Consider the following 25,302-nt stretch of genomic DNA (forward strand, 5'->3'; position numbering starts at 1 on the left):
CTAGCAGCAAAACTGGTTTTTTTGAAGGATAGTCATGACGTTCAAGGCACCGGACAGCCTCGCTGAGCAAATTGCTCATCACCTTGCCGAGCGGATCATTCGCGGTGAGCTCAAGCCTGGAGAGCGAATCCAGGAGCAGAAAGTCACGCAGGCGTTGAACGTCAGCCGTGGCTCCGTGCGCGAAGCATTATTGATTCTGGAACGCCGTCATCTGGTGGTGATTCTGGCGCGTCGTGGCGCGCAGGTGACGGTGCTCAACGCGCACAACGTCACCAGCCTGTGCACGTTGATGAGCGAGTTGTACATTCTGCTGGCCAAGGCTGTGGGCGAACGCTGGCAGAGCGAAGAGGATCTCGCCCCGTTTCGGCAGATCCAGCAGCGCCTGCAGGCCAGCTTCGAGCAGCAGGACGTCAGGCTGTTCGTTGAAGAAAGCTTCAACGTGATGCGCGCGGCCTATCCGTTCGCCAACAACCCGTACCTGGAGGAAACCGTCGAGAATCTGCAGCCTTCGATGAGTCGCAGCTACTTTCTCGCGCTTGAACAGCGCAAGGCCGAAATGAGCGAATACCTGGTGCTGTTCGGCGACTTGCTGGCGGCTGTCATAGCGCGCGATCTGGCGCAGATCCGCGTGGTAGTGGCTAATTATTGCCAGCGCAGCTGTCAGCTCGTGCTGTCCGCTTTGGCAGCGAGCTGACGCCATGCGCCTGAAGTGCATCAAGCTGGCGGGGTTCAAATCTTTCGTCGACCCCACCACGGTGAACTTCCCCAGCAACATGGCGGCTGTCGTCGGCCCTAACGGGTGCGGCAAATCCAACATCATCGACGCCGTGCGCTGGGTCATGGGCGAGAGCTCGGCCAAGAACCTGCGTGGCGAGTCGATGACCGATGTCATCTTCAATGGCTCGACCAGCCGCAAGCCGGTCAGCCAGGCGAGCATCGAGCTGGTGTTCGACAACTCCGACGGCACGCTGGTGGGCGAGTACGCGGCCTACGCGGAAATTTCGATTCGCCGCAAAGTGACGCGCGACAGCCAGAACAGCTATTACCTCAATGGCACCAAATGCCGTCGCCGCGACATTACCGACATCTTCCTCGGCACCGGCCTGGGGCCGCGCAGCTATTCGATCATCGAGCAGGGCATGATCTCCAAGCTGATCGAAGCCAAGCCCGAGGATCTGCGCAACTTCATCGAAGAAGCCGCCGGGATCTCCAAGTACAAGGAACGACGCCGGGAGACCGAAAACCGCATCCGCCGCACCCACGAAAACCTCGCGCGCCTGACCGACCTTCGCGAAGAGCTGGAGCGTCAGCTGGAGCGCCTGCACCGCCAGGCTCAGGCCGCCGAGAAGTATCAGGAGTACAAGGCCGAGGAGCGTCAGCTCAAGGCACAGCTGTCGGCCTTGCGCTGGCAGGCGCTGAACGAGCAGGTCGGTCAGCGTGAGGCGGTGATCGGCAATCAGGAAGTCGGCTTCGAAGCGTTGGTGGCCGATCAGCGCAGTGCCGATGCCAGCATCGAGCGGCTGCGCGACGGCCATCATGATTTGTCCGAACGTTTCAATCTGGTGCAGGGGCGCTTCTATTCGGTCGGCGGCGACATTGCCCGCGTCGAGCAGAGCATCCAGCACGGCCAGCAACGCCTGCGTCAGTTGCAGGACGATCTGCGCGAAGCCGAGCGCGCCCGCCTGGAAACCGAATCGCACCTGGGCCACGACACCACCTTGCTCGCGACCCTCGGCGAAGAGCTGGAAATGCTCGAGCCCGAGCAGGAAATGACCAGTGCTGCCGCCGAAGAATCAGCCATCGCGCTGGAAGACGCCGAAGCCGCCATGCAGGGCTGGCAGGAAAAGTGGGACGCCTTCAATCAGCAATCTGCCGAGCCGCAGCGCCAGGCACAAGTTCAGCAATCGCGCATTCAGCAACTCGAACAGAGCATCGAGCGACTGGCCGAGCGCCAGCGACGTCTGGCCGAGGAGCGGCAGTTGCTGGCGGCCGACCCGGAAGACGCGGCCATTCTTGAACTGAGTGAAGACCTTGCCACCCGCGACCTGACCCTTGAAGAGCTGCACATGGGCGAAGAGCAGGCGGTCGAGCGTCTGGAACAATTGCGCGAGGCGCTGCAAAACGCCAGTCAGGCGCAGCAGCAGGCGCAAGGCGAGCTGCAGCGGCTCAATGGCCGACTGGCCTCGCTGGAGGCCCTGCAACAGGCGGCGCTCGATCCGGATACCGGCACTGCCGAATGGCTGCGCGATCAGCAGCTGACCGAGCGCCCGCGTCTGGCCGAGGGGCTGAGTGTCGAGGCTGGCTGGGAGCTGGCGGTGGAAACGGTTTTAGGGGCCGATTTGCAGGCGGTATTAGTCGATGACTTTGACGGGCTCGATCTGGCCGGTTTCCAGCAGGGCGATCTGCGTTTGCTGAGCGCCGGTGCTGACACGGTTCGCGTGCCGGGCAGCTTGCTGGAAAAGGTCGAAAGTACGGTCGATCTGTCGGCCTGGCTGGGTCAGGTGTTTCCGGTTGAGAACCTCGACGAAGCGTTGGCGCGGCGCACGCACTTGAGCGCCGGGCAAAGTCTGATCAGCCGTGATGGCTATTGGGTCGGTCGGCATTTTTTACGTGTCAGGCGCGCCAGCGAAGCACAGAGCGGCGTGTTGGCGCGTGGCCAGGAATTGCAGCGGTTGGGGCTGGAACGCGACGAGCGCGAAGCGACCCTGGCAACGCTGGAAGAACAGTTGCTGAGCCTGCGCGAGCAACAGTCGCAGCAGGAAGATGCCCGCGAGCAACTGCGCCGTCGGGTGCAGGACGAAACCCGTCAGCAAAGCGAGCTCAAGGCGCAATTGTCGGCGGCCAAAGTGAAGGTCGAACAGTTGACCCTGCGCCGCGCGCGTCTGGACGAAGAGCTGGCCGAACTGGCCGAACAGCGTGCCGCCGAGCACGAACAGCTCGGCGAGTCGCGCCTGCAATTGCAGGACGCGCTGGACGCCATGGCGCAAGACACCGAGCAGCGCGAAGTGCTGCAGGCGCAACGCGACTCGTTGCGCGAGCGTCTGGACCGGATACGCCAGGATGCCCGTCAGCACAAGGACCACAGCCATCAACTGGCGGTGCGCCTGGGCTCGATCAAAGCACAATACGATTCGACACGTCAGGCGCTCGAGCGCCTGCGCATGCAGTCCGAAAGGCTGACGGAAAAACGCGAACAGCTCAGCCTCAATCTGGAGGAGGGCGAGGCACCGCTCGAAGAGCTGCGCCTCAAGCTGGAAGAGCTGCTGGAGCGGCGCATGGTGGTCGACGACGAAATGCGCATCGCCAAGAACGCGCTGGAAGACGCCGACCGCGAGCTGCGCGAGGCAGAGAAGCGCCGCACCCAGGCTGAGCAGCAAGCGCAACTGCTGCGCGGCCAGCTGGAACAGCAACGGCTCGAATGGCAGTCGCTGACCGTACGCCGCACCGCCTTGCAGGATCAGTTGCAGGAAGACGGCTACGACTTGCACGGCGTGCTCGCCACGCTGACCCCGGAGGCCAGCGAGCAGGCCGCCGAGCAGCAACTGGAAAGCATCGCCGGGCGTATTCAGCGTCTGGGCGCGATCAACCTTGCGGCCATCGACGAATACCAGCAGCAGTCCGAGCGCAAACGTTATCTGGACGCGCAGGACGCCGACCTTGTGGAAGCGCTCGATACCCTGGAAAACGTGATCCGCAAGATCGACAAGGAAACCCGAAACCGCTTCAAAGATACCTTCGATCAGATAAATAGCGGAATTCAGGCACTTTTTCCGAAAGTTTTCGGTGGAGGCTCTGCTTATTTGGAACTGACGGGCGAAGATCTACTCGATACAGGGGTGACAATCATGGCGCGCCCCCCCGGCAAGAAGAACAGCACCATCCACTTGCTGTCCGGTGGGGAGAAAGCCCTGACTGCGCTGGCGCTGGTTTTTGCCATTTTCAAGCTTAATCCTGCGCCGTTCTGCATGCTCGATGAGGTGGATGCGCCGCTGGATGATGCCAACGTGGGCCGTTATGCGCGTTTGGTGAAAGAAATGTCACAAACGGTGCAGTTCATCTACATCACCCACAACAAGATCGCCATGGAAATGGCTGATCAACTGATGGGGGTGACGATGCACGAGCCCGGTTGTTCGCGGCTCGTGGCTGTGGATGTGGAAGAGGCCATGGCGCTGGTGGATGCCTGAGCGAATGTCGACAAGCGCGGCGAAAACCGCGTGAAAAAGCCGGAAAATGTCACGGTTGTGCGCCAGATGGCACTTCGGGTAGCAAAGAGACGTAACAGACGGTGTAAAGTTGCCTTTGGTCGTGCTAGTTTAGTGACCACTTTTTTATTTTTGCGTGGGCAAAATGCCAGTCAGAACATAGACTTGGCACCACGTTTTAAAGGGGTTTAGGCCCTTATTTTCAGATTTCTTCATTAGAGGCACTGGATTACATGGAAATCGGTCTGCGCGAGTGGCTGATCGTCATCGGCATAATAGTCATCGCCGGTATTCTTTTTGATGGCTGGCGCCGTATGCGCGGCAGCAAAGGTAAATTGAAATTCAGGCTGGATCGAAGCTTTTCCAACCTTCCCGAGGAAGAAGAGCCAACGTCGGCCGAGGTGCTGGGGCCGCCCCGTGTGCTGGATACCCACAAAGAGCCGCAGCTGGACGAGCACGACCTGCCGTCGATGAGCGCCAGCCCGCGCGACAACAAGCGCGGCAGCGAAAAACGTGGTGGCAGCGACAAGAAGCGCAAGGATGAACCGCAGCAGGGCGACCTGAATCTGGACATCGACGGCCCGAGCCTGTTCACGGGGCGTGACGATGATTTCCCGGACGACAAGCCAGCCCAGCGCATTACCGAAGACAAGGATCTGCCTCCGGTCGAAGAAGTGCTAGTCATCAGCGTGATCTCGCGCAGCGAAGGCGGCTTCAAGGGCCCTGCGCTGTTGCAGAACATTTTGGAAAGCGGCCTGCGTTTCGGCGAAATGGACATCTTCCATCGTCACGAAAGCATGGCAGGCAATGGCGAAGTACTGTTCTCGATGGCCAACGCCGTCAAGCCGGGCGTGTTCGATCTCGACGATATCGATCATTTCAGCACCCGTGCCGTGAGCTTCTTCCTCGGCCTGCCAGGTCCGCGTCATCCGAAGCAGGCATTCGATGTCATGGTGGCCGCAGCACGCAAGCTGGCTCACGAGCTGGATGGCGAACTGAAAGATGATCAGCGCAGTGTCATGACCGCGCAGACCATCGAGCACTATCGCCAGCGCATCGTTGAATTCGAGCGCCGTGCGCTGACCCAGCGTCGCGGATAAGCGCTTTCTTGCGCCGCTCCCTGACTGAAATCGCGCCCTGGCGCGCTTTCAAGGGGAGCCGGAGCGCAGCAGAACAGAACCAACAGATGAGCAGCCTCGGCTGCTTTTTTGCTTTTTGAGAGAACACCCTTATGAAGGCCGTCGAAACCCGAATCCTCGAACTGCGTGCAGAGCTGGATCAGCACAACTACCGCTATCACGTTCTGGATGAGCCAAGCATCCCGGATGTCGAGTACGACCGCCTGTTCCACGAGCTCAAGGCCCTTGAGGCAGAAAACCCGCATCTGGTCACGCCGGATTCGCCGACCCAGCGGGTCGGCAGCGCCGCGTTGTCGGCGTTCACTCAGGTGCGTCACGAAATGCCGATGCTCAGCCTGGGCAACGCCTTCGAAGAAAACGACCTGCGCGAGTTCGACCGCCGGGTGACCGAGGGGCTGGACTTGCCTGCTGGCGATCTGTTCGGCGCGGGCAGCACGGTCGAGTACAGTTGCGAACCCAAGCTGGACGGTCTGGCGGTCAGCCTGCTGTATCGCGACGGGGCGCTGGTGCGCGGCGCCACGCGAGGGGACGGCACGACCGGCGAAGACATCAGCGTCAATGTGCGCACGGTGCGCAACATTCCGCTCAAGCTGCAAGGCAAGGGCTGGCCGGAGGTGCTGGAAGTGCGCGGCGAAGTGTTCATGTCCAAGGCCGGTTTCGAGCGGCTCAACGCCAGCCAGCTGGAAGTCGGTGGCAAGACCTTTGCCAACCCGCGTAACGCAGCGGCTGGCAGCCTGCGCCAACTGGACTCGAAGATCACCGCCAACCGCCCGCTGGAATTCTGCTGCTACGGTCTGGGTCAGACCTCGGCAGAAATCGCCGACACTCACATCGGCGTGCTGAACGCGCTGAAGAAGTGGGGCATGCCAGTCAGTCGCGAGCTGAAACTGGCGAATGGCGTCGAGGAGTGTCTGGCCTATTACAAAGACATTGGCGAACGACGCCTGTCGCTCAGCTACGAGATCGATGGCGTGGTGTTCAAGGTCAACAGCCTGGCCGCTCAGCGCGAGCTGGGTTTTCGTGCCCGTGAGCCGCGCTGGGCGATTGCGCACAAATTCCCGGCCATGGAAGAACTGACCGAACTGCTGGACGTTGAGTTTCAGGTAGGCCGCACCGGTGCCGTGACGCCGGTTGCGCGTCTCAAGCCGGTCAAGGTGGCCGGCGTCATGGTCGCCAACGCCACGCTGCACAACATGGACGAAGTGGCGCGGCTGGGGCTGATGATCGGCGATACCGTGATCATTCGTCGCGCTGGCGATGTGATTCCGCAGGTGGTGCAGGTGGTTGCCGAGCGCCGTCCGCAAACCGCGAAGCCGGTCGAAGTGCCGCAGACCTGCCCGGTGTGCGGCTCGCAGGTCGAGCGCACGCAGTTGGTCAAGCGCAGCAAGGGCAAGGAAACCATCAGCGAAGGCGCGGTGTACCGCTGCGTCGGGCGTCTGGCCTGCGGCGCGCAACTGAAACAGGCGATCATTCATTACGTGTCGCGTCGTGCCATGGACATCGAAGGCCTGGGCGACAAAACCATCGAGCAACTGGTCGATGAAAAGCTCATCGGCTCGCCTGCCGACCTGTACACGCTGAAATACGAACAGATCATCGATCTGGAAGGCTTCGCCGAAATCTCCAGCAACAAGCTGCTCAAGGCCATCGCCGACAGCAAACAGCCGACGCTGGCGCGCTTCATCTATGCGCTGGGCATCCCCGACGTCGGCGAAGAAACGGCCAAGGTGCTGGCGCGCTCGCTGGCGTCGCTGGATCGCGTGAAACAGGCATTGCCGGAAGTACTGACTTACCTGCCGGACATCGGTCTGGAAGTCGCCTACGAGATTCACAGCTTTTTCGAGGACGAGCACAACCGTAACGTTATTGACGCGCTGCTGGGCGAGTGCGGTCTGCAACTTCAGGATCAGGGCGAGCTGGGGGCCGAGTTTGCCGCCAGCACCACGCTGGAGGGGCTGATCGACAAGCTGCACATTCCATCGGTAGGGCCGGGCGCTGCGCAGAAGCTGGCCGAAAAGTTCGATACGCTGGAAGCCATCATCAGCGCCGACTGGCTGGACATGCGCCAGGCGCTGCCCGAGAAACAGGCCAAATCGGTCCGCGACTTCTTCGACGCCAACGCCAACGCCGAGCGCGCCCGCGCTATCGAAGCCCAATTGAAAGACTTCGGCATGCACTGGCGCAGCGAGAAAAAGGCCGTCGAAGGCTTGCCACTGGCGGGCCAGACCTGGGTGCTGACCGGAACGCTGGAACGCATGAGCCGCGACGTCGCCAAGGAAAAGCTCGAAAGCCTGGGTGCCAAGGTGTCCGGCTCGGTATCGGCCAAGACCCACACCGTCGTCGCAGGGCCCGGTGCTGGCTCGAAACTGACCAAAGCCAACGAACTGGGCCTGACCGTGCTGGATGAAGAGGCACTGCTCAAACGCCTGACCGAGCTGGGCGTGGCGGTTGATTGAGCAAGGCCGGTGGTGTATCACCGCTGAGCGCATGGTATAGGCACGAAAATTTCACCCAAGGCATTCGTAAGCTGGAGCGCTCTTTGTTATACACAAATCCTGAAGAGCCCTTGAGCGCGGCTTTCAGGCTTTTCCCCGCACGCGTGGGAGCGGACTTGTCCGCGAAAGGGCCGGTAAAGTCACCGGACATGTATCGTCTGAACTACCGCATTCGCGAACAAGCGAAGCGTCGGCCGATTCGCTCCCACGGCCTTCGGCCAGAATCTAAAGCAGGCTTGTGTATAACGCTGAGCGTTGGAACGATGATCTCAACTATCGTGCAATGCACCGTTTTAGCCCATAAAATCGCCGTCAACCCGGTCCGCGCATGCCGCCCGATAATATTTTGAACCCCTGAACCATCGGTATGATCTAGTCCATGCAAGGTCAACGGGAGATCACCATGTATCGCTTTTTCGAGCAATTGAGTTCACGCATTACCGCCCCATTTGGCGGCGAAACCAAACGTAACAGCAAGGTCTGGCAGTGCACCTGTGGCCAGTCGGTGTTTTTCCCCAATTCCCAATGCCTTGCCTGTTCGGCAGCGCTGGGCTACCTGCCAGAGCAGGGGCGGGTCGCGACACTCGAAGCGGGTCCGGCGCCGACCACCTGGCGCCTCAGTGACGAGCCGGGCGCAGGGCTGTATCGACGTTGCGCCAACCTCGATACACCTGCGGCCTGCAACTGGCTGTTCCCGGAGCACAATGCGGGTGAGTTCTGCGTCGCGTGCAGCCTGAATCGCACCATTCCCGACCTGTCGATTGCCGAAAACGGCGAGCGCTGGCGCAAGGTCGAAACGGCCAAGCGTCGTCTGGTCGCACAACTGATCTCCCTAGGGTTGCAAGTCATCCCCAAGAGCGTTGACGAAGAGACCGGCCTGGCCTTCGATTTTGTCGGCGTCGATCTGGAAGGCAAGCTGCCGACCACTGGCCACGCCAACGGCCTGATCACCCTGAACATCGAAGAAGCCGACGATGCGCACCGCGAAGCAATGCGTGTGCAGATGCACGAACCCTATCGCACCTTGCTCGGCCACTTCCGCCATGAAGTCGGCCACTACTATTGGGATCGGTTGATCGCCGATACCCGCTGGCAGGAGGGCTATCGCAACCTGTTCGGCGACGAGCGTGCCAGCTACGCCGATGCGCTCGATCACCACTACAAGAACGGTGCGCCCGACAACTGGCAGGAAAGCTTCGTCAGCGCATATGCCACCATGCACCCGTGGGAAGACTGGGCCGAAACCTGGGCTCACTACCTGCACATGATGGACGCGGTCGATACCGCGCTGGGTTTTGGCATGAGCGCCCGCGACATGGAACTCGACTATCAGCCATTCCCGCTGGATGTCCTCTACGATCCACAGCACCCCGGTGGGCCGGCCTTCCTGTCGTTCGTCAACGCCTGGATCGAGCTGGCCAGCATGCTCAACGAACTATCACGCAGCATGGGTCAGCCGGATTTCTACCCGTTTGTGCTGCCACCTGCAGTGATTGCCAAACTGCACTTCATCCATCTGGTGATTCAGGATACAGGCGGCAAGGCTGACGAAGTCTTGCAGGCTCAGTAACCGGTCGAGCGCCTGACACTCTGACGTGTCAGGCGCTTGTTCAATCTCCGCGTCACAGCTTCACAATCTCAAAGCGTCAGCACCAATCTGCGCTCGAAACCGATTCGCCCGCGGTACGCCTCTCCGGTATCCATCCAGCCCTGACCCGTATACAGCCCGATGGCAGCGCTGTTGTCTGCGTCCACCGATAACATCATGTGCGTGATGTCCGGCCATTTCAGCCTGAGTGCTGCCGGCAGTGCTTGCAGGCACGCCTTGCCCAGCCCTTTGCCCTGTTGGCGGTGATCGATCTGCAGCGCATGCAGCGTCGCCGCCAGTTCTTTCCCTGCCCAGTGTGGCAGGCAGTCGCCACGCTTGAGCAGGAAAAAGCCGACCGGTTTTTCATCCGCCAGAAGCACAAAGCCCCGCACGTTCGGACTGGGGTTGACCAGAAGGGTATTGAGCGCGGTATAGATGTCGCCGGAGAACTGCGTCTGTTCCCGCGTGACCTCCAGTTGGTCCAGTTGCTGGCGCTGGGTGTGGGTAAGGTCTTCGTAGCCGACCAATCGAGTCTGCATGAGCGACCTGCTGGCTGATGATTGTTGAGGCGGGCAGGGTACCTGATCGGCGCCGGGTGTTTCGAGGAATTGCCGCGCCACCGGCGAACGTCGACTCCCGTTTCAGCCCCTGCACACAAGTGCTTGAGCCCTATCGAAATTTTTATCCGGGGCAACGGTTGTAAACTCGCGCAAGACCGGTACAATGGCGCGGCTCGCCACTGGCGAGTGTCGTTATGGTGACCCCATCGGTCCCCCCGCAACGATTACCCGTGAACCTGGTCAGATCCGGAAGGAAGCAGCCACAGCGGGAACATTGTGTGCCGGGGTGTGGCTGGTGGGGGCACCACCTTAACGAGTCTTCAGTCGGTCCTCGACGCAGCAGCACCTTCAAATATTGCTCATTTTCTAACACTGTATGTTGTATTGCGTCTTCTGGCGTCCAATCAGAAGCCAAATCAAACTGAACCCTCACCCCCACACACCACCTAACCCCCTTACGCGTCGCTTGAAACCGTTTTACGGCAAGGGGCAATTCAGGTCGCTGCGGGTGTCACAGGCTTTTCGGTCAGGCGTCTCGCAGCATTGGAGCCGGGGGCCGGATGGAACAGGACATCATCAGATTTTTTACAGACTCACAATTTCTGGGCATTTCGCTCGCTAACTGGCTACTCGCTGTCTTTGCTTCGACCATCAGCTTTGTGCTGGTGCGGGGTGTTATCGGCTTTGTGCTGAGAAAGATGCGTGCGCGACCCGCTGCGCCGAGTACGCACATGAGCTATATCGTGGTGCAGGTGTTGTCGGGCACCAGTAACACCTTGTTGCTGCTGGCATCGATTTTGATCGGGGTCGGCATGCTCGATCTGCCCGAGCGTTGGCTTGGGCGGGTCAGCAGCCTGTGGTTCGTGGTCGCAGCCTTGCAGGTCGGATTGTGGGCGAACCGAGCGATTGCGCTGGCGCTGCAGCGCTACTTCGTTCGACACAACACCAGCGGGACTTTTCAGGGCAGTGCCCTCGCGACGTTGACTCTGTGGGGGGGCGAAGGTGTTGCTGTGGGCCACCGTGGTCATGGCGATGCTGTCGAACGTCGGGGTCAATATCACGGCGTTCGTCGCCAGTCTCGGCGTGGGCGGCATCGCGGTGGCGCTGGCCGTGCAGAACATTCTTGGCGATGTGTTCGCGTCGTTGTCGATTGCCGTGGACAAGCCATTCGAGATCGGCGATTTCATTGTCGTCGGCGAGCTGGCGGGCACTGTGGAGCATATCGGTCTGAAGACCACCCGCATTCGCAGTCTGGGCGGCGAGCAGATTGTAATGGCCAACGCGGACATGATCAGCAACACCATCCAGAACTACAAACGCCTGCAAGAGCGGCGCATCGTTTTCGATTTCAGGCTGACCTATGACTGCTCGGTCGATCAGGTGCGGGAAGTGCCGAAGAAGGTCGAGCAGATCATCAATGCGCAGAAACTGGCGCGCTTCGACCGTTCGCATTTTCGGGGTTTTGGCGAGACATCACTGGAGTTCGAGACTGTCTTCATCGTTCTCGACCCCAGCTACAACGTCTATATGGATGTGCAGCAGGCCATCAATCTCGAGATCATGGAAGCCTTTGCCGAGATGGACGTGCGCTTCGCGTTCCCGTCGCGCACGGTGTACGTGGCGTCCTTGCCACCCGTGAAGACCTCACGGCACACCGCGCTGGAAGCTGCCGACGCCAATGCGTAAGCAGTAGTATCAGGCTGGAAAATGCAGCGCGTTGGTCAGGTCGCCCATGGGCGCCTGGCCGCGCGCGACCATGGCGTCGTCGCGGCGCTTCAGGCCGTCGAGTTTTTCCAGGCCATGGACGCGGGTGATCAGGCGCAGGATCGAGGCGGTGTCATAAACCGTGTGGTCGACCTTGCCCTTGCGGGCGAACGGTGAGATGACCAGCGCCGGAATACGTGTGCCGGGGCCGAAGCGGTCGCCTTTCGGCGGTGCGACGTGGTCCCACCAGCCGCCGTTTTCGTCCACGGTGACGACAATCACCATGTTGTCCCACTGCGCGCTGTTGCGCAGCACCTTGATGACCCGGTCGATGTGTCGGTCACCCGAGGCCACGTCGGCATAACCGGCGTGCATGTTCAGGTTGCCCTGGGGTTTGTAGAAAGTCACCGCTGGCAGCTTGCCCGCCTCGGCATCGGCGAGGAAGCGGTTGGTGCTGGACTCGTCACCCAGGCCGCCGTCGCGCAGGCGTTTTTTACGCTCGGTCGGGTTCTGCGGGCCTTGCTGCTTGAAGTAGTTGAACGGCTGGTGATGGTACTGAAAGTTGGGGATTTTCGGGATGCCGGTCGAGTCCTTGAACTCGTCGAGCGTCACCTGCCAGGCGCCGGCGTACCAGGCCCATTCGACACCCTTTTTCGACAGCTTGTCACCGATGTGCTCGTGGCTCTGTGGCACCAGCACGTTGGCCAGGTCAGGTTTCGAGTAATCAGGGTTTTGCGGATCGCGCAGCCAGGTTGGCCAGTACGGTGGGGCCATGGTGTTGACCGCGTAACCATCCGGCGTGATCGCGCTGGGGCCGAATTGCGGCGGACCTTCCATGGCGCTGGCGGGCGACTTGTCCAGCGGTTTGAGGCGCGGGTCCAGCGGGTTCATGCTCTGCAACGAGGCGATCTGGGATTTTGCAGGCGAATCGGCGGCGTTCGGATAGACCGGCGCAGTGGCCGAGATCAGGTATTGATGGTTGAGGAACGAGCCGCCGAATGCGCCCTGAAAGAAGTTGTCACACAGCACGAACTCTCTGGCGACGTCCCACAGGCGCAACGAGTACTGGCTTTGCGCGTAGTTGCCCATGGTCAGCCCGCCCGCATCGGCCCAGGCCACGAAGCGGTCGTTCTTGCCGTCGTTGATCTGCATCTGGTTCTGGTAGAACACGTGCCAGAGGTCGCGGGTGACCAGGCTCATCGGCAGGTCTTCGGCATTCGGGCCTTTGAGCGGGAAGGGCGCGTTGGGCAGGTTTTCCTGAAACTGCACGCCGACCGGATAGGTCACGCCGTCAACCGTCTGAGGCCCGACCTGCAACACGCCGCCCCAGGCTGGCGGCAGCTTGTCCAGCATCGAACCGTCGCGGTCGCGCTGCTGATACTCGGCAGGCCTGAGTGAAGACAGCGGTTTCTGCACGCCGGGGAAGTCACCGAACAGGTTATTGAAGCTGCGGTTTTCGGCGTAGATCACGACCACCGTTTTCACGTTTTCCCGCAGGGCCCGGTCGAGCGCCGGTCCGCTGAGATGATGCCGTTCCGGTTCGGCGGGGGGCCGTTCGTGAGCTGACACGTAGCCACTGAGGGTGACGCCCGCGCCCAGCGCTGCCATCCCGCCGAGAAAGCGACGACGGCTGGGGTTCTCGTTATTGTCTTCGTCGTCCGGTCTGTCGCTCATCGCCTGATACGTGCCTGAGTTTATGTGTTACCAAAGATCTCAGGCGAGCGTAACGGCGCAACATGACGGTATTACTACAGCCCGGATGAAGGTCAGGGCACTGGCAACGCAGTGTAATGATCGATGATTTGCTGAAGTTCGCCTGACAATTGCATCTGCACCAATGTACGCAGGACGGCGCCTGTCGGCAGGTCTGCATTGTTGCGAATCATGCACGCGGCAGGCTGTTCCGAGACCAGTGAGATGGGCTTGAGTCGCTTGTCGACTGGCAGGCTCCTATTGACCCAGTCGAGGATCAACTGGTTGGTCACGGCGTAGTTGTAGCGTCCGGCCATCAGCTTGCCCAGCGTCTGCGTCTGTGTGCGGGCGTCTTCACGCACCAATTGATGGCTGTCGAACAGGTGCTGCAGGGCCGGATAGTTGTAGCCCAGCACCGTGCCGACAGTTTCGTTGTCGAACTGCTCGGGATACGGCCCGGCAGCCGTCTGCGCAGACGCCACCAGCCAGTCGCGCTGGTAAAGGATCGGCGAGCTCCACAGGTAATCGCCGGACAGATCCGGATACCATGCCTGGGCGCTGTAACAATGCATGTCCACTTCGCCGCGTTCCAGCGCTTGCTGAATACGCAGGCGCGGCATGACATGGTATTCGGCTTCGCGGCCGACCTGACGCGCGATGCTTTGCATGATGTCGAACAGGATGCCGGCGCGCGGCTCATGGTTGACGATCTGCATCATCGGCATGGTCCAGCCTTCGTTCACCGCAAAGCGTAGCGGCGGCGGTGCGGCATTGCCCGCGCAGGCGCATAGCAACAGCACCGGCGCCGCGATCCCACGCAGCCGCCGAGGCATTGCAAAAGCACGAATACAGCGCGTCAATACGTTCATTTGCACAGCGTAGACATAATAGAGACGGACACCAGATGCAATTTTGCCCCTGCTCGGCTAGCATTGGCGGTCTTCCGCTTACCAGTCGCGACGGTTTTCAATGAGTTATCAGGTCCTTGCACGTAAATGGCGTCCGCGCTCGTTCCGCGAAATGGTCGGCCAGGCTCATGTGCTCAAGGCCCTGATCAACGCGCTGGACAGCCAGCGCCTGCACCACGCCTACTTGTTCACCGGTACGCGGGGCGTCGGCAAAACCACGATTGCGCGGATCATCGCCAAGTGCCTGAACTGCGAAACCGGCATTACCTCGACACCCTGCGGCACCTGCTCGGTGTGCAAGGAGATCGACGAAGGGCGTTTTGTCGACCTGATCGAGATCGACGCCGCCAGCCGCACCAAGGTCGAAGACACCCGTGAGTTGCTGGACAACGTGCAGTACGCGCCCAGTCGCGGCCGCTTCAAGGTCTACCTGATCGACGAAGTGCATATGCTCTCCAGCCACTCGTTCAACGCCTTGCTCAAGACGCTCGAAGAGCCGCCGCCCTACGTCAAGTTCATCCTTGCGACCACCGACCCGCAAAAACTGCCGGCGACCATCCTGTCGCGCTGCTTGCAGTTTTCGCTGAAAAACATGACGCCCGAGCGTGTTGTCGAACACCTGACCCATGTGCTGGGCGTCGAGAACGTGCCGTTCGAAGACGACGCGCTGTGGCTGTTGGGCCGCGCTGCCGACGGTTCGATGCGCGATGCCATGAGCCTGACCGATCAGGCGATTGCCTTCGGCGAAGGCAAGGTCATGGCCGCCGATGTACGTGCCATGCTCGGTACGCTGGATCATGGTCAGGTCTTCGATGTGCTGACCGCGCTGCTGGAAGGTGATGCGCGCGGTGTGCTGGAGGCCGTGCGCCATCTGGCCGAGCAGGGCCCTGACTGGAACGGCGTGCTCTCGGAAATACTCAACGTGCTGCACCGTGTGGCGATTGCCCAGGCATTGCCCGAAGGGGTCGACAACGGGCATGGCGACCGCGACCGGGTGTTGGCCCTGGCGCAGGCGCTGCCTGCCGAAGATGTGCAGTTCTATTACCAGATGGGCCTGATCGGTCGTCGTGATCTGCCGTTGGCGCCTGACCCGCGTGGCGGTTTCGAGATGGTTCTGTTGCGTATGCTGGCGTTCCGTCCGGCCGATAGCGAAGACGCGCCCAGGCAGCCACTAAAGCCGGTGGGGATCAGCCAGGCCACGGTTGATTCCCGAAAAGCAGTGGCTGATGCGACACCTGTTGCATCGGCGCCGCCGATAGCGCCGGTGATGGCCGCTCCCGATCCGGCTTTTGAAGCGGTGCCGCCTGCGCAGGCGGCGGCTATAAAGTCCGAGCCCGAGCCCAAGCCGGTGTCAGCGCCAGAAGCAAAGCCCGAGCCGGTCGAAGAAGTCGATCTGCCGTGGAATGAACCCAAAGCGTCGGTTGCCGAAAAAGCGCCCGACGCAGCGCCCGAAGTCGAGCCCGAGGCAGAGCCGGTCGCCGAGCCGGTACTGGAAACCGTTTCCGAGCAGCCCGACCTCACGCCGATGCCGACCCCTGCGCTCGCCAGCCCGGTGCCGGATGCGCCGGAGGCCGAGCCTTCGCCGGTCGAGGAACAGCAAGTCACGCCTGCGATGCTCGAAGCGATTCCGGATTCAGCCTACCTGTCAGCGCCTATGGATCGCGATGACGAGCCGCCAGCGGACGACGATTACGTCGAGCCGGATATCGACATCGATCCGGCCTCCTACAGCTATCTGGACGAACTGGCACACGAAAGTGTCGTGGAACTGGAAGCGGTCGAGCCCGAACCGGCGCCCGCTGCCATGCCGGCCACGGGGCTCGCTGCCGAGTGGCTGGAAGTGTTTCCAAAATTGCCGATCTCCGGCATGACCGGCAGTATTGCGGCAAACTGCACGCTGATGGCGGTCGATGGCGACAACTGGCTGCTGCACCTCGATCCGGCGCACAGTGCGCTGTTCAACTCGACGCAGCAGCGCCGTCTGAACGATGCGTTGAACCAGTACCATGGGCGCACGATCAATCTGAGTATCGAGCTGATCAAGTCCGAGCAGGAAACCCCGGCGCAGGCCGCGTCGCGCTTGCGTGCCGAACGCCAGCGCCAGGCTGAAGCCTCGATTCAGGCTGATCCGTACATCCAGCAGATGCTGCAACAATTTGGCGCGGTGATCCGCGAAGACACTATCAAACCAGTGGATGCGCCCGAAGTGCAGCCTCAATGACCCAGGATTTGGCGCCCTTGGCGCCGTGCAAACGAACCATCCATTTTCGAGGAGATATCCCATGATGAAAGGTGGCATGGCTGGCCTGATGAAGCAGGCGCAGCAAATGCAGGAAAAAATGGCCAAGATGCAGGAAGAACTGGCAAACGCGGAAGTCACCGGTCAATCGGGCGCAGGCTTGGTGAGCGTCGTGATGACCGGTCGTCACGACGTCAAGCGCATCAATCTGGATGACAGCCTGATGCAGGAAGACAAGGAAGTGCTGGAAGACCTGATCGCCGCCGCCGTCAACGACGCCGTGCGCAAGATCGAACAGGCCAGCCAGGACAAGACCGCCTCCATGACCGCCGGCATGCAACTGCCACCGGGCATGAAACTGCCGTTCTGACGGTAGTTGCGCGATGATCAATGCCAGGCCAGGTGCCTGGCATTTTTCTGCGTGCGTCTCTCATATACACATCGAACTCGTGCCAATGCGCTGACACTCTGTGCCGTTACGCCGGTCTCAACTATCGTGCGACGCCCCGCGTCCTCTTTGCGACGCGGAGCGTCGCGACCTGCTTGCCCACGCTGGAGCGTAGGGAACGATAAACGACTATCCGTGCTGCAGCACAATGGCATGCCTTGCTCGTAATCACTGCACATAAACGAAAGCGCTTTTTTATCACGATGTCACTGGCGACGGAGAGTGCGACGTAAGTGACGGCTGAGTCCTGACACTGATCCGGGGGATGCGAGGCAGGACGCCGAGCAAGCCGCACCGGGCCAAGGATGGCCCGTTGCGGCGGCCCCCGGATCAGTGACAGGGCGAAGGAACCCGACGAAGTCGGGCCGGAAACGGAGCTGGGACTTTGCCTACTTTGGTCCCTCAAAGTAGGGCGCCGTAAGGGCGCAAAGGTGCTTCGAGCCATAACCAAACAGCATTGACATCGCAAAACCGCTGTTTAACGCAGAGCGTCACGAAATGCATAGTCCGTGCGAAAGATAATATGTTTAAGACGAAGCATTTTCGGCGACTCTACCGGCCCCTTCGCGAACAAGTTCGCTCCCACGGCCTTCGGCCAGAATCAAAAGCGGATTTGTGCATGACGCTGGGCGCTCTCCTACTGCCTCCGGCCAGAATCCCAGGCAGACTTGTGTACAACGATAAGCGACTATCCGTGCTGCGGCACACTGTCATGCCTTGCTCAAAATCACTGCACATAAACGGAAAGCGCTTTTTTATCACGATGGCACTGACGACGCAGAGTGCGACGTAAGTGACGGCTGAGTCCTGACACTGATCCGGGGGATGCGAGGCAGGACGCCGAGCAAGCCGCACCGGGCCAAGGATGGCCCGTTGCGGCGGCCCCCGGATTAGTGACAGGGCGAAGGAACCCGACGAAGTCGGGCCGGAAACGGAGCTGGGACTTTGCCTACTTTGGTCCCTCAAAGTAGGGCGCCGTAAGGGCGCAAAGGTGCTTCGAGCCATAACCAAACAGCATTGACATCGCAAAACCGCTGTTTAACGCAGAGCGTCACGAAATGCATAGTCTGTGCGAAAGATAATATGTTTAAGACGAAGCATTTTCGGCGACTCTACCGGCCCCGTCGCGAACAAGTTCGCTCCCACGGCCTTCGGCCAGAATCAAAAGCGGATTTGTGCATGACGCTGGGCGCTCTCCCACTGCCTCCGGCCTGTGTGAGCGGACCGGGCGACGCTTCGCTTGTCCGCGAAGGCGTGGTTTCGGCACTGGAGCTTTTGTGGATGCACCGGCCCTTTCGCGAACAAGCTCGCTCCCACGCCCTCCGGGCAGAAGCATGAAAGTCCTGTTTTACGTACTCATCCAGGCTGTATAGCTATGAGCGCAGGCGTGCATCAGCCAGCCGGACCAAACCCCACAATCGCCTTGATCTCCAGATACTCCTCGAACCCATGCACGCCATACTCGCGGCCATTGCCTGAGCGCTTGTAGCCGCCAAACGGCGCCATCGGGTTCCAGGCAGGATAGTTCAGGTGCACCTGGCCGGCACGGATGCGCGACGCAACCGCGCGGGCCTGTTGCAGATCCTGGCCCTGAACGTGGGCGCCCAGCCCGTAAACCGTGTCGTTGGCAATCGCGATCGCTTCATCGACCGTGTCGTAGGCGATCAGGCACAGCACTGGACCAAAAATCTCCTCCCGGGCGATACGCATCGATGAATCCACCTCGGAAAACACAGTCGGCCGGGTATAGAAACCCTGCTCGTGACCCGGCACACGGCCCGGTCCGCCGCAGACCAGTTTCGCGCCTTCGCTAAGACCGGCGTCGATCATCGCCTGCACACGATGAAACTGCGCCTCGTTGGCGATAGGGCCCAGGACAGTGTCTTCCGATTGCGGATCACCGACGATGATCGTCCTGGCCGTCTCGGCAGCCAGCGCTTCGACCTCTGCCAGGCGGTTTCTCGGCACGATCATGCGCGTCGGTGCGCTGCATGACTGGCCGACGTTGCGCAAGGCAGCCATCACACCGGGCGGTACTGCTTTGGCGAAGTCGGCGTCGGGCAGCAGAATGTTCGGTGATTTGCCGCCCAGTTCCTGAGTGACACGCTTCACGGTCGGCGCTGCGGCCTGCGCGGCCAATGCCCCCGCACGGTTGGAACCGGTGATCGAGATCATGTCGATATCAGGGTGCGCAGCCATCGCGCCACCCACTTCTGCACCGCTGCCATTGACCAGATTGAACACCCCCGGCGGCAGGCCGGCGTCATGCACCAGTTGCGCGAACAGCAGGGCGCTCAACGGCGACAACTCGCTGGGCTTGAGCACCACCGTGCAGCCCGCCGCGATGGCCGGCGCGACTTTGGCGGTGATTTGATACAGCGGCCAGTTCCACGGCGTGATCAGCCCGCAAACGCCAATAGGTTCGCGATTGATCGCTGTGCCGTTTTCCACGGTCTGGAAGCGATACGTTGTCAGCAGATCACGCGCAACCCGCACGTGTTCGGCTGCGAGCGGCACCTGCATGGCGCGGGCAGAGCTGATAGCGGCGCCCATTTCCAGCGAGATCGCCTGGGCCAGTTCTTCCTTGCGCTCGATGATCAGCTCATGAATCCGGCCGATGACCTGCGCGCGTGCCTCAGGCGAGGTGCCGGACCAGCTCGCAAAAGCTGCCCGCGCTGCTGCCACTGCGCGGTCGACATCGGCGGCTGAACCACTGGCGACATGCGCCACGATCCCCTCGGTTGCCGGGTTGACCACCGCGATACTGGCCGGCTCGAGCGGCGCGCACCACTGACCGTCAATGTAGAATTTCTGCGCCGTGTTCGGATCAACGCGATGGCTGTTCAAGGACTGAGTGGTCATCCAGCGGGCTCCCCGGAGCGATAATGATTTGATGCCCATACGCTAACAAAGCGGTCTGGATAAAAAGCGCTGATCTGCCGGGCTGCAAAGAATAATCTGCTGTATGCCGCGCGCTGACGTTGCGGACCTGTTTCGGCACGCCATCCGGCCTGATTTCAGCCGATGGCCTGCGTCACCAGCGCGAACTGCTGCACTTCCGGGTTCGCTGGCGGAGGCGTGCCCAGAACCATGCGCGGCGCGCGGTCGACACAGGGCAAACCCAGGCTTTCCAGCCATGACGCCAGCCCGCAGTCGGCCAGAATGTCGAAGCGCACGAACTGCCCGGGTATGAGTTGCAACAGGTGGCTAATCATTTGCCTGGCTTGCCCGAGATTCCGCGCAACCAGTGGCCCGATGATATGCCCGCGACCGAAGCGTCGCAGCAGGGCGACACCTTGCAAGTGACCGTCATGCTCGATGCCGACCGCCTGTTCGGCGTCACGCAGCAGATCGGTCAGCACGACCGTGCGGTCCAGGCCGCTGCCTGCGTTGGCCAGCCGGATCAGTTGCGGATGGTCGGCAGAATCCAGCGTGCGAATCTGCAAACCGGCACACGGCATTTCAGTCTCGGGCAGTTTGGCAATGCCCTGATGTTGCTGAATCCGCGCGAAATCGACGAAGCCAAGGCTCCGGTAAAGTGGTGCGCCCAGCTCTGTGGCATTGAGGATCGGCGTGCGTGGCGCGGTGGCTTCCAGACACAGATTCATCAGGCGACGACCGATGCCTTTGCCCTGATGCTCGTCGCTGACAATCACCAGACCAATCGACGACCAGTCGCCCTGATGACAGGTGAAGGCGACGCCCACCAGTTGTCCGTCACACTCGGCGACAAAGCCTTCGGAGGTGCGCTGAACCATCGCCCAGTCCTCTTCGCGATGTGGCCATTTCAGATGAACCGAGAGGGCGTGGGCGGCAGGAATGTCTGCAGCTTCTACAGGACGATATTGATAGCGGGTATCGGAAGTCGTGGGCATGGCGCCTCCTTGGGAATGAATGGTGGGGCTCATATCAACTTGCCTGCACTCATCAGGCTGGAGACAAACGGCATCTCGATGGCGGCAGGGTCGGTAAAGCGGCGAATATCGAACGGGCTGATCAGGGTGCGGGTGCTGCCGGTGCTGATCAGTTCGGCCATCACGTCGCCGACGCCGGGGCCCAGCTGGAAACCGTGGCCACAGAAACCGAAGGCGTAGAACAGACCGTCGACTTTGCCGCTGCGGCCCATGATCGGCAGGGAATCCGGCGTGTAGCTTTCAATGCCGCTCCAGACCCGAATGATGTTGAGCTTCTCGGCACCGGGTAGCAGACGGCTCATCTGCTTCATTTGATTGATCAGGCTTTCCGGCTTGAAATAAGCACGCCGGTTGACCATGTCCGGCTTGTTGCGATTGCCGCCGCCAATGATGATGTTGCCGCGCGGAATCTGCCGGAAATAGATCACTTCTTCTTTGATTTTGGTGAATACCCCGATCACGGTGGGCAGGGCGTAAGGCACCGGTTCGGTCACCGACATCTGTGGCCCGTTGGGTTCCAGCGGAACCGGCTCGCCGAACTGTTCGGCCAGTTTCGCTGCCCAGGCTCCAGCCGTGATTAGTAGTTGCTCGGCCACGAACACTTGGCCGTCGGTGGTGGTGACGTGAAACTCGCCACCGACCTTCTGTAGTTCGGCCACTTCAGTGCGCTCTTCGATTCTTGCCCCGGCGCGAATCGCCGCACGGGCGAAGGCGGGCGCTGCCAGCCGCGGGTTGGCGTGTCCATCGTGGGGCGCATAAGAACCGCCTTTGACCTCCGGGCCGAGAAACGGAAAGCGCTCATGCAAGGCCTTGCCCCGAATCACCTGTAAATCCAGTTCGCGGGCTTCTGGCGCAGCGGCGTAGGCTTCCAGTTCGGCGATCTCGTCTTCGCGATAGCACACGCGCATGTGGCCGCTGGGAATGAACTCCAGGTCTTCGCCGATCAGTTCCGGCAGGCGCTTCCACAACGCCCAGGAGCGATTGGACAGTTCCAGCTGACCGAGAAACCGTCCCTGACGGCGCACGTTGCCGAAGTTGACGCCGCTGGCGTACTGGCCGATCTGGTCACGTTCCAGCAGGGTCACCGAGCGGCCGTGCTGGCGCAGGAAAAACGCCGATGACGAGCCCATGAAGCCGCCGCCGATGATCAGAACGTCGCTTTTTTGTGGGGGCATGAAGTGCTCCCGATAATAATCATCTTGCGCCGCGCGCCAGGGCTTCGATTTCAATCAGATAGCCGTGGTGCAATTCCGGAACCGGCACCACGGCGCGGGCCGGGCGATGCTCGCCCAGATAACCCGCATAGATCCGGTCGAAAGCGGGCCAGTGCTGGATGCCTGCGACGTAGACCGTCACTTTGAGCAGGTCATCTGTGTCGCCGCCTGCTGCGCCCAGTATCGCGACCAGATTGTCCAGCGCGATGGCCGCCTGTACCTCGAACGGCTCGTCAACGCTGTGGCTGCCATCGGCGCGTACCGGCAATTGCCCGGACACATGCAAAATGCCCTGATGCAGCACCGCCTGGGAATAATGCCCGCCCGGCGCGGCGGCGGAGGGTGTGCGAATCAGCTCGATATCACCAGCCATGCAGACGACTCCAGGTATGGACAGTGCCTTCGGCGTCGCAGGCGTGGTAGTCCGGAAATTGTGCGCCCGTCGCGCACGCGTGGTTGGGCAGAATGCGCAGACGGCTGCCGATGGGGAAGCGGCCCGTGATGTCGCTGCTGTCGCCAGCAGCCAGGGTGATGATGCCGTGCTCCTGATTGGCGCCGGTCACCCGTGCGCCGTCGATCCACTCGCCGGTCTCGGTGCAGACCTGGCCGTAACCGAAATCCTGGCGCTGGCGCTGGGTGCCGCGATCCCGGCTCATGGCCATCCAGCCGGCGTCGACGATGATCCAGCCCTTGTCCTGCTGATGACCGATCACCGTGGTCAGCACGCTCAAGGCCAGCTCGTCTGAACGGCACACGCCGATGTTGTGCATCACCAGGTCGAAGAACACATACACGCCCGCGCGCACTTCGGAGACGCCTTCCAGGTTCTGTGCGGACAACGCAGTCGGCGTCGAGCCGATGCTGACGTCAGGGCAGGGCAGCCCGGCGTCGCGAATGCGTTCGGCGGCGCTGACGCAAAGTACACGCTCCTGCTCGGCCAATGCCTGCAAGGCTTCCGGGGTGTCGAGGTCGTAGCTGGAGCCAGCGTGGGTCATCACGCCGCGCAGTTGCATGCCACCGTCGACGAGGGTTTTCGCCACGTCGATGAGCGCGCTGTCTTCCACAGCCAGCCCCGAGCGGTGGCCATCGCAATCGATTTCGATCCACACCTCGAAGCGTTCGTCATGCTGTTGGCCGAAGGCCACGATGGCCTGCGCTGCGACCACGCTATCGGTCAGGATGCTCAGGCGGCAGCCGTTACGTCGCAGCCTGAACGCTTGATCCAGTTTGCCGGGCGCGATGGCGACCGCGTAGAACACGTCTTCGATGCCCTCGGCGAAGCAGTGCTCGGCTTCTTTCAGGGTCGAGACCGTCACACCCCTGGCACCCGCAGCAATTTGCGCCTGAATGACCGGCAGCGACTTGCTGGTCTTGACGTGCGGGCGCAAGCGCACGCCCAGCTCATTCATGCGCTGCTGCATGCGCTGGATATTGCGCTGCATGCGTGGCACATCCAGCAGCGCCACGGGCGTATCGAGAGAGAACAAAGAGGCTGACATGAGCACGGCTCGCATGGCTGAGTACGAAAGCCACTCTACGGGTTGATGATAAAGCTGTGGTTCAATGGTTTGTCATCAATCCTTAAGCTGAACTGAATGATTGCCATCGAAGACCTGCGCCTGGCCGTAACCCTGTCGCGTTGCGAATCCCTCAGCGCGGCTGCCCGCGTCCTGAATGTCTCGCCGCCTGCACTGTCGATGCGCTTGCGCAAGCTGGAGACGCAACTGGGCATCACCCTGGCCAATCGCGACGCCAGACGCCTGAGCCTGACCGCCGATGGTGAGCGGTTCGCCCGGGAAAGTGCGCATTTGCTGGAACAACTGGAAGCGCTTCCGGAATCCTTCAAGCAGCGCGATGAACGACTGGTCGGCACCCTGCGCCTGGCTGCGCCGTTCGGTTACGGTCGGCAACGCATCGCGCCGCTGTTGTCGCGCTTTGCCAAACTGCACCCGCAGTTGCGTCTGCACCTGGACCTGCGCGAAACGCCTTGGCCGGATCGTCATGACAGCGACGCGGTGATTCACATCGGCAGCCTCAACGACAGTCTGTGGATCGCCCGGCCTCTGGCGCAGAACCACCGCTGGCTGTGCGCCAGCCCTGCGTACCTTGAGCAGCACGGCGTGCCTTCGACGCCGGACGAACTGTCCACTCATCGCTGCATCTGCATTCGCGAAAACGATGAGGACGTCACCCTTTGGCATTTGAGCAAGGGGCCTACGAAAAAGACCCTGCGCGTCGAACCTGCGCTGCTGAGCAACGACGGCTCGGTGGCCCGGCGCTGGGCCGAGCAGGGGCAGGGCATCGTGCTGCGCTCGCAATGGGATGTCAGCGATGCCATTGCCAGCGGCAGTCTGGTGCGCGTCCTTGCCGATTGGCAACTGGCCAGTGCGCCGATCAACCTGCTGGTGCCCGTGCGCAAGCATCGCAGTGCCAGGGTGCAGGTGTTGACGGAGTTTCTGGAAACGGCGTTGAAGGTGTAATTGCGCAACGACCTTCGCGCTGTTGGTCGCAGTATCGAACACCTCAATTGACGCTCACGCCAGCGCACGGGTATAAACCGCGTCTTGTGTTTTTGTCGGATTTTTCTCCATGAGCTTCAGCCCCCTGATTCGCCAGTTGATCGATGCCTTCCGCGTGCTGCCGGGTGTCGGTCAGAAAACCGCTCAACGGATGGCGTTGCAGCTGCTGGAGCGCGACCGCAGCGGCGGTTCGCGGCTGGCGCTGGCGTTGGGGCAGGCGATGGATGGCGTCGGCCACTGCCGGTCGTGCCGCACCCTGACTGAAGAGGAATTTTGCCCGCAGTGCGCCGATCCGCGTCGCGACGACACGCTGCTGTGCGTGGTCGAAGGCCCGACCGATGTGTATGCGGTGGAGCAGACCGGTTATCGCGGTCGCTATTTCGTGCTCAAGGGCCACCTGTCGCCCCTCGATGGTCTAGGGCCGGACGCCATCGGCATCCCGCAACTGATGGAGCGTATCGCTCAACAGGGCACGTTCACGGAAGTGATTCTGGCAACCAACCCGACCGTGGAAGGCGAGGCTACTGCGCACTACATTGCGCAGTTGCTGAACGACAAAGGGCTGGTCGCTTCGCGGATTGCCCACGGCGTACCGCTGGGTGGCGAGCTGGATCTGGTGGACGGCGGCACCCTCGCGCACTCGTTTGCAGGGCGCAAACCGATAGCGTTGTGAGCCC

General features: G+C 61.3%; 17 protein-coding genes, 1 other RNA gene and 1 pseudogene. 11 read left to right on the plus strand and 8 right to left on the minus strand.

The genetic code is table 11. The annotated features are described in order from the left end of the window. The first annotated feature begins 34 nt into the window (after window positions 1-34). The 5 genes from BLT55_RS04835 to BLT55_RS04855 all read left to right on the plus strand — a co-directional run bounded on the left by BLT55_RS04835 (window position 35) and on the right by BLT55_RS04855 (window position 9,409). A complete protein-coding gene (locus tag BLT55_RS04835; protein ID WP_055001344.1) occupies window positions 35-694 on the plus strand; it encodes a GntR family transcriptional regulator in 660 nt (219 codons plus the stop codon). Between the two features lie 4 nt (window positions 695-698). Then, window positions 699-4,187 (plus strand): chromosome segregation protein SMC, encoded by a 3,489-nt coding sequence (gene smc, locus BLT55_RS04840; protein ID WP_074800118.1) that lies wholly within the window; start codon window positions 699-701, stop codon window positions 4,185-4,187. Window positions 4,188-4,438: 251 nt separating this feature from the next. Continuing rightward, window positions 4,439-5,305, plus strand: a complete 867-nt coding sequence (gene zipA, locus BLT55_RS04845) for a cell division protein ZipA (protein WP_007251146.1) — start codon at window positions 4,439-4,441, stop codon at window positions 5,303-5,305. A 131-nt stretch (window positions 5,306-5,436) separates the two neighbouring features. After that, window positions 5,437-7,800 carry an NAD-dependent DNA ligase LigA gene (gene ligA, locus BLT55_RS04850; RefSeq protein WP_054998775.1) on the plus strand — a complete coding sequence of 788 codons (2,364 nt, stop codon included), beginning with the start codon at window positions 5,437-5,439 and terminating at the stop codon, window positions 7,798-7,800. Window positions 7,801-8,242: 442 nt separating this feature from the next. Further along, entirely contained in the window at window positions 8,243-9,409 is a 1,167-nt protein-coding gene (locus BLT55_RS04855) for a zinc-binding metallopeptidase family protein (protein ID WP_054998777.1), read from the plus strand. Between the two features lie 68 nt (window positions 9,410-9,477). Here BLT55_RS04855 and BLT55_RS04860 read toward each other — a convergent pair whose 3' ends face one another. After that, window positions 9,478-9,966, minus strand: coding sequence for a GNAT family N-acetyltransferase (locus BLT55_RS04860; RefSeq protein WP_054998774.1), 489 nt, complete (start codon window positions 9,964-9,966; stop codon window positions 9,478-9,480). Window positions 9,967-10,191: 225 nt separating this feature from the next. Between BLT55_RS04860 and ffs the strand changes: the two genes are divergently transcribed. Together ffs and BLT55_RS04870 are read left to right on the plus strand one after the other, a co-directional pair. Beyond that, window positions 10,192-10,288, plus strand: an RNA gene (gene ffs / locus BLT55_RS04865) — signal recognition particle sRNA small type. A gap of 259 nt (window positions 10,289-10,547) precedes the next feature. Beyond that, window positions 10,548-11,673 (plus strand): annotated as a pseudogene (locus BLT55_RS04870) (mechanosensitive ion channel family protein). A gap of 9 nt (window positions 11,674-11,682) precedes the next feature. Here the strand turns inward: BLT55_RS04870 and BLT55_RS04875 are convergent. Further along, complete coding sequence (locus tag BLT55_RS04875) at window positions 11,683-13,365, minus strand: acid phosphatase (protein ID WP_054998773.1); 1,683 nt, start codon at window positions 13,363-13,365, stop codon at window positions 11,683-11,685. Window positions 13,366-13,457: 92 nt separating this feature from the next. Then, window positions 13,458-14,252, minus strand: a complete 795-nt coding sequence (locus BLT55_RS04880) for a substrate-binding periplasmic protein (protein WP_054086732.1) — start codon at window positions 14,250-14,252, stop codon at window positions 13,458-13,460. 100 nt (window positions 14,253-14,352) lie between these two features. Here BLT55_RS04880 and dnaX point away from each other — a divergent pair, with 100 nt between their 5' ends. Together dnaX and BLT55_RS04890 are read left to right on the plus strand one after the other, a co-directional pair. After that, window positions 14,353-16,512, plus strand: coding sequence for a DNA polymerase III subunit gamma/tau (gene dnaX / locus BLT55_RS04885; RefSeq protein ID WP_074800121.1), 2,160 nt, complete (start codon window positions 14,353-14,355; stop codon window positions 16,510-16,512). Window positions 16,513-16,573: 61 nt separating this feature from the next. After that, the gene (locus tag BLT55_RS04890) at window positions 16,574-16,900 is read left to right on the plus strand and encodes a YbaB/EbfC family nucleoid-associated protein (protein WP_002552818.1); all 327 of its coding nucleotides are present in this window, start codon (window positions 16,574-16,576) and stop codon (window positions 16,898-16,900) included. Window positions 16,901-18,370: 1,470 nt separating this feature from the next. Here the strand turns inward: BLT55_RS04890 and BLT55_RS04905 are convergent. The 5 genes from BLT55_RS04905 to BLT55_RS04925 form a co-directional block, all read right to left on the minus strand. Further along, window positions 18,371-19,840 (minus strand): aldehyde dehydrogenase family protein, encoded by a 1,470-nt coding sequence (locus BLT55_RS04905; RefSeq protein WP_055000761.1) that lies wholly within the window; start codon window positions 19,838-19,840, stop codon window positions 18,371-18,373. Window positions 19,841-19,995: 155 nt separating this feature from the next. Beyond that, window positions 19,996-20,853, minus strand: coding sequence for a GNAT family N-acetyltransferase (locus BLT55_RS04910; protein WP_074800124.1), 858 nt, complete (start codon window positions 20,851-20,853; stop codon window positions 19,996-19,998). A 29-nt stretch (window positions 20,854-20,882) separates the two neighbouring features. Continuing rightward, window positions 20,883-22,067: an NAD(P)/FAD-dependent oxidoreductase gene (locus BLT55_RS04915; RefSeq protein WP_055000763.1), complete on the minus strand. Its 1,185-nt coding sequence runs from the start codon at window positions 22,065-22,067 to the stop codon at window positions 20,883-20,885. 19 nt (window positions 22,068-22,086) lie between these two features. Continuing rightward, a complete protein-coding gene (locus BLT55_RS04920; protein ID WP_055000764.1) occupies window positions 22,087-22,479 on the minus strand; it encodes a RidA family protein in 393 nt (130 codons plus the stop codon). Then, window positions 22,469-23,605: a DSD1 family PLP-dependent enzyme gene (locus tag BLT55_RS04925; RefSeq protein ID WP_055000765.1), complete on the minus strand. Its 1,137-nt coding sequence runs from the start codon at window positions 23,603-23,605 to the stop codon at window positions 22,469-22,471. The genes BLT55_RS04920 and BLT55_RS04925 overlap by 11 nt, the downstream gene beginning before the upstream one ends. 96 nt (window positions 23,606-23,701) lie before the next feature. Between BLT55_RS04925 and BLT55_RS04930 the strand changes: the two genes are divergently transcribed. Both BLT55_RS04930 and recR read left to right on the plus strand, forming a co-directional pair. Beyond that, window positions 23,702-24,586, plus strand: a complete 885-nt coding sequence (locus BLT55_RS04930) for a LysR family transcriptional regulator (protein ID WP_055000766.1) — start codon at window positions 23,702-23,704, stop codon at window positions 24,584-24,586. A gap of 109 nt (window positions 24,587-24,695) precedes the next feature. Further along, window positions 24,696-25,298: a recombination mediator RecR gene (gene recR, locus BLT55_RS04935; RefSeq protein ID WP_054080169.1), complete on the plus strand. Its 603-nt coding sequence runs from the start codon at window positions 24,696-24,698 to the stop codon at window positions 25,296-25,298. Window positions 25,299-25,302 lie beyond the last annotated feature (4 nt).

The sequence above is a fragment of the Pseudomonas cannabina genome (assembly GCF_900100365.1).
Classification (GTDB): domain Bacteria; phylum Pseudomonadota; class Gammaproteobacteria; order Pseudomonadales; family Pseudomonadaceae; genus Aquipseudomonas; species Aquipseudomonas cannabina.

What these genes read in the sequence shown, in the direction of transcription:
- BLT55_RS04835 (WP_055001344.1), top strand. Translation starts at nt 35, where the DNA reads ATGACGTTCAAGGCACCGGACAGCCTCGCTGAGCAAATTGCTCATCAC.
- smc (WP_074800118.1), top strand. Translation starts at nt 699, where the DNA reads ATGCGCCTGAAGTGCATCAAGCTGGCGGGGTTCAAATCTTTCGTCGAC.
- zipA (WP_007251146.1), top strand. Translation starts at nt 4,439, where the DNA reads ATGGAAATCGGTCTGCGCGAGTGGCTGATCGTCATCGGCATAATAGTC.
- ligA (WP_054998775.1), top strand. Translation starts at nt 5,437, where the DNA reads ATGAAGGCCGTCGAAACCCGAATCCTCGAACTGCGTGCAGAGCTGGAT.
- BLT55_RS04855 (WP_054998777.1), top strand. Translation starts at nt 8,243, where the DNA reads ATGTATCGCTTTTTCGAGCAATTGAGTTCACGCATTACCGCCCCATTT.
- BLT55_RS04860 (WP_054998774.1), bottom strand. Translation starts at nt 9,966, where the DNA reads ATGCAGACTCGATTGGTCGGCTACGAAGACCTTACCCACACCCAGCGC.
- BLT55_RS04875 (WP_054998773.1), bottom strand. Translation starts at nt 13,365, where the DNA reads ATGAGCGACAGACCGGACGACGAAGACAATAACGAGAACCCCAGCCGT.
- BLT55_RS04880 (WP_054086732.1), bottom strand. Translation starts at nt 14,252, where the DNA reads ATGAACGTATTGACGCGCTGTATTCGTGCTTTTGCAATGCCTCGGCGG.
- dnaX (WP_074800121.1), top strand. Translation starts at nt 14,353, where the DNA reads ATGAGTTATCAGGTCCTTGCACGTAAATGGCGTCCGCGCTCGTTCCGC.
- BLT55_RS04890 (WP_002552818.1), top strand. Translation starts at nt 16,574, where the DNA reads ATGATGAAAGGTGGCATGGCTGGCCTGATGAAGCAGGCGCAGCAAATG.
- BLT55_RS04905 (WP_055000761.1), bottom strand. Translation starts at nt 19,840, where the DNA reads ATGACCACTCAGTCCTTGAACAGCCATCGCGTTGATCCGAACACGGCG.
- BLT55_RS04910 (WP_074800124.1), bottom strand. Translation starts at nt 20,853, where the DNA reads ATGCCCACGACTTCCGATACCCGCTATCAATATCGTCCTGTAGAAGCT.
- BLT55_RS04915 (WP_055000763.1), bottom strand. Translation starts at nt 22,067, where the DNA reads ATGCCCCCACAAAAAAGCGACGTTCTGATCATCGGCGGCGGCTTCATG.
- BLT55_RS04920 (WP_055000764.1), bottom strand. Translation starts at nt 22,479, where the DNA reads ATGGCTGGTGATATCGAGCTGATTCGCACACCCTCCGCCGCCGCGCCG.
- BLT55_RS04925 (WP_055000765.1), bottom strand. Translation starts at nt 23,605, where the DNA reads ATGTCAGCCTCTTTGTTCTCTCTCGATACGCCCGTGGCGCTGCTGGAT.
- BLT55_RS04930 (WP_055000766.1), top strand. Translation starts at nt 23,702, where the DNA reads ATGATTGCCATCGAAGACCTGCGCCTGGCCGTAACCCTGTCGCGTTGC.
- recR (WP_054080169.1), top strand. Translation starts at nt 24,696, where the DNA reads ATGAGCTTCAGCCCCCTGATTCGCCAGTTGATCGATGCCTTCCGCGTG.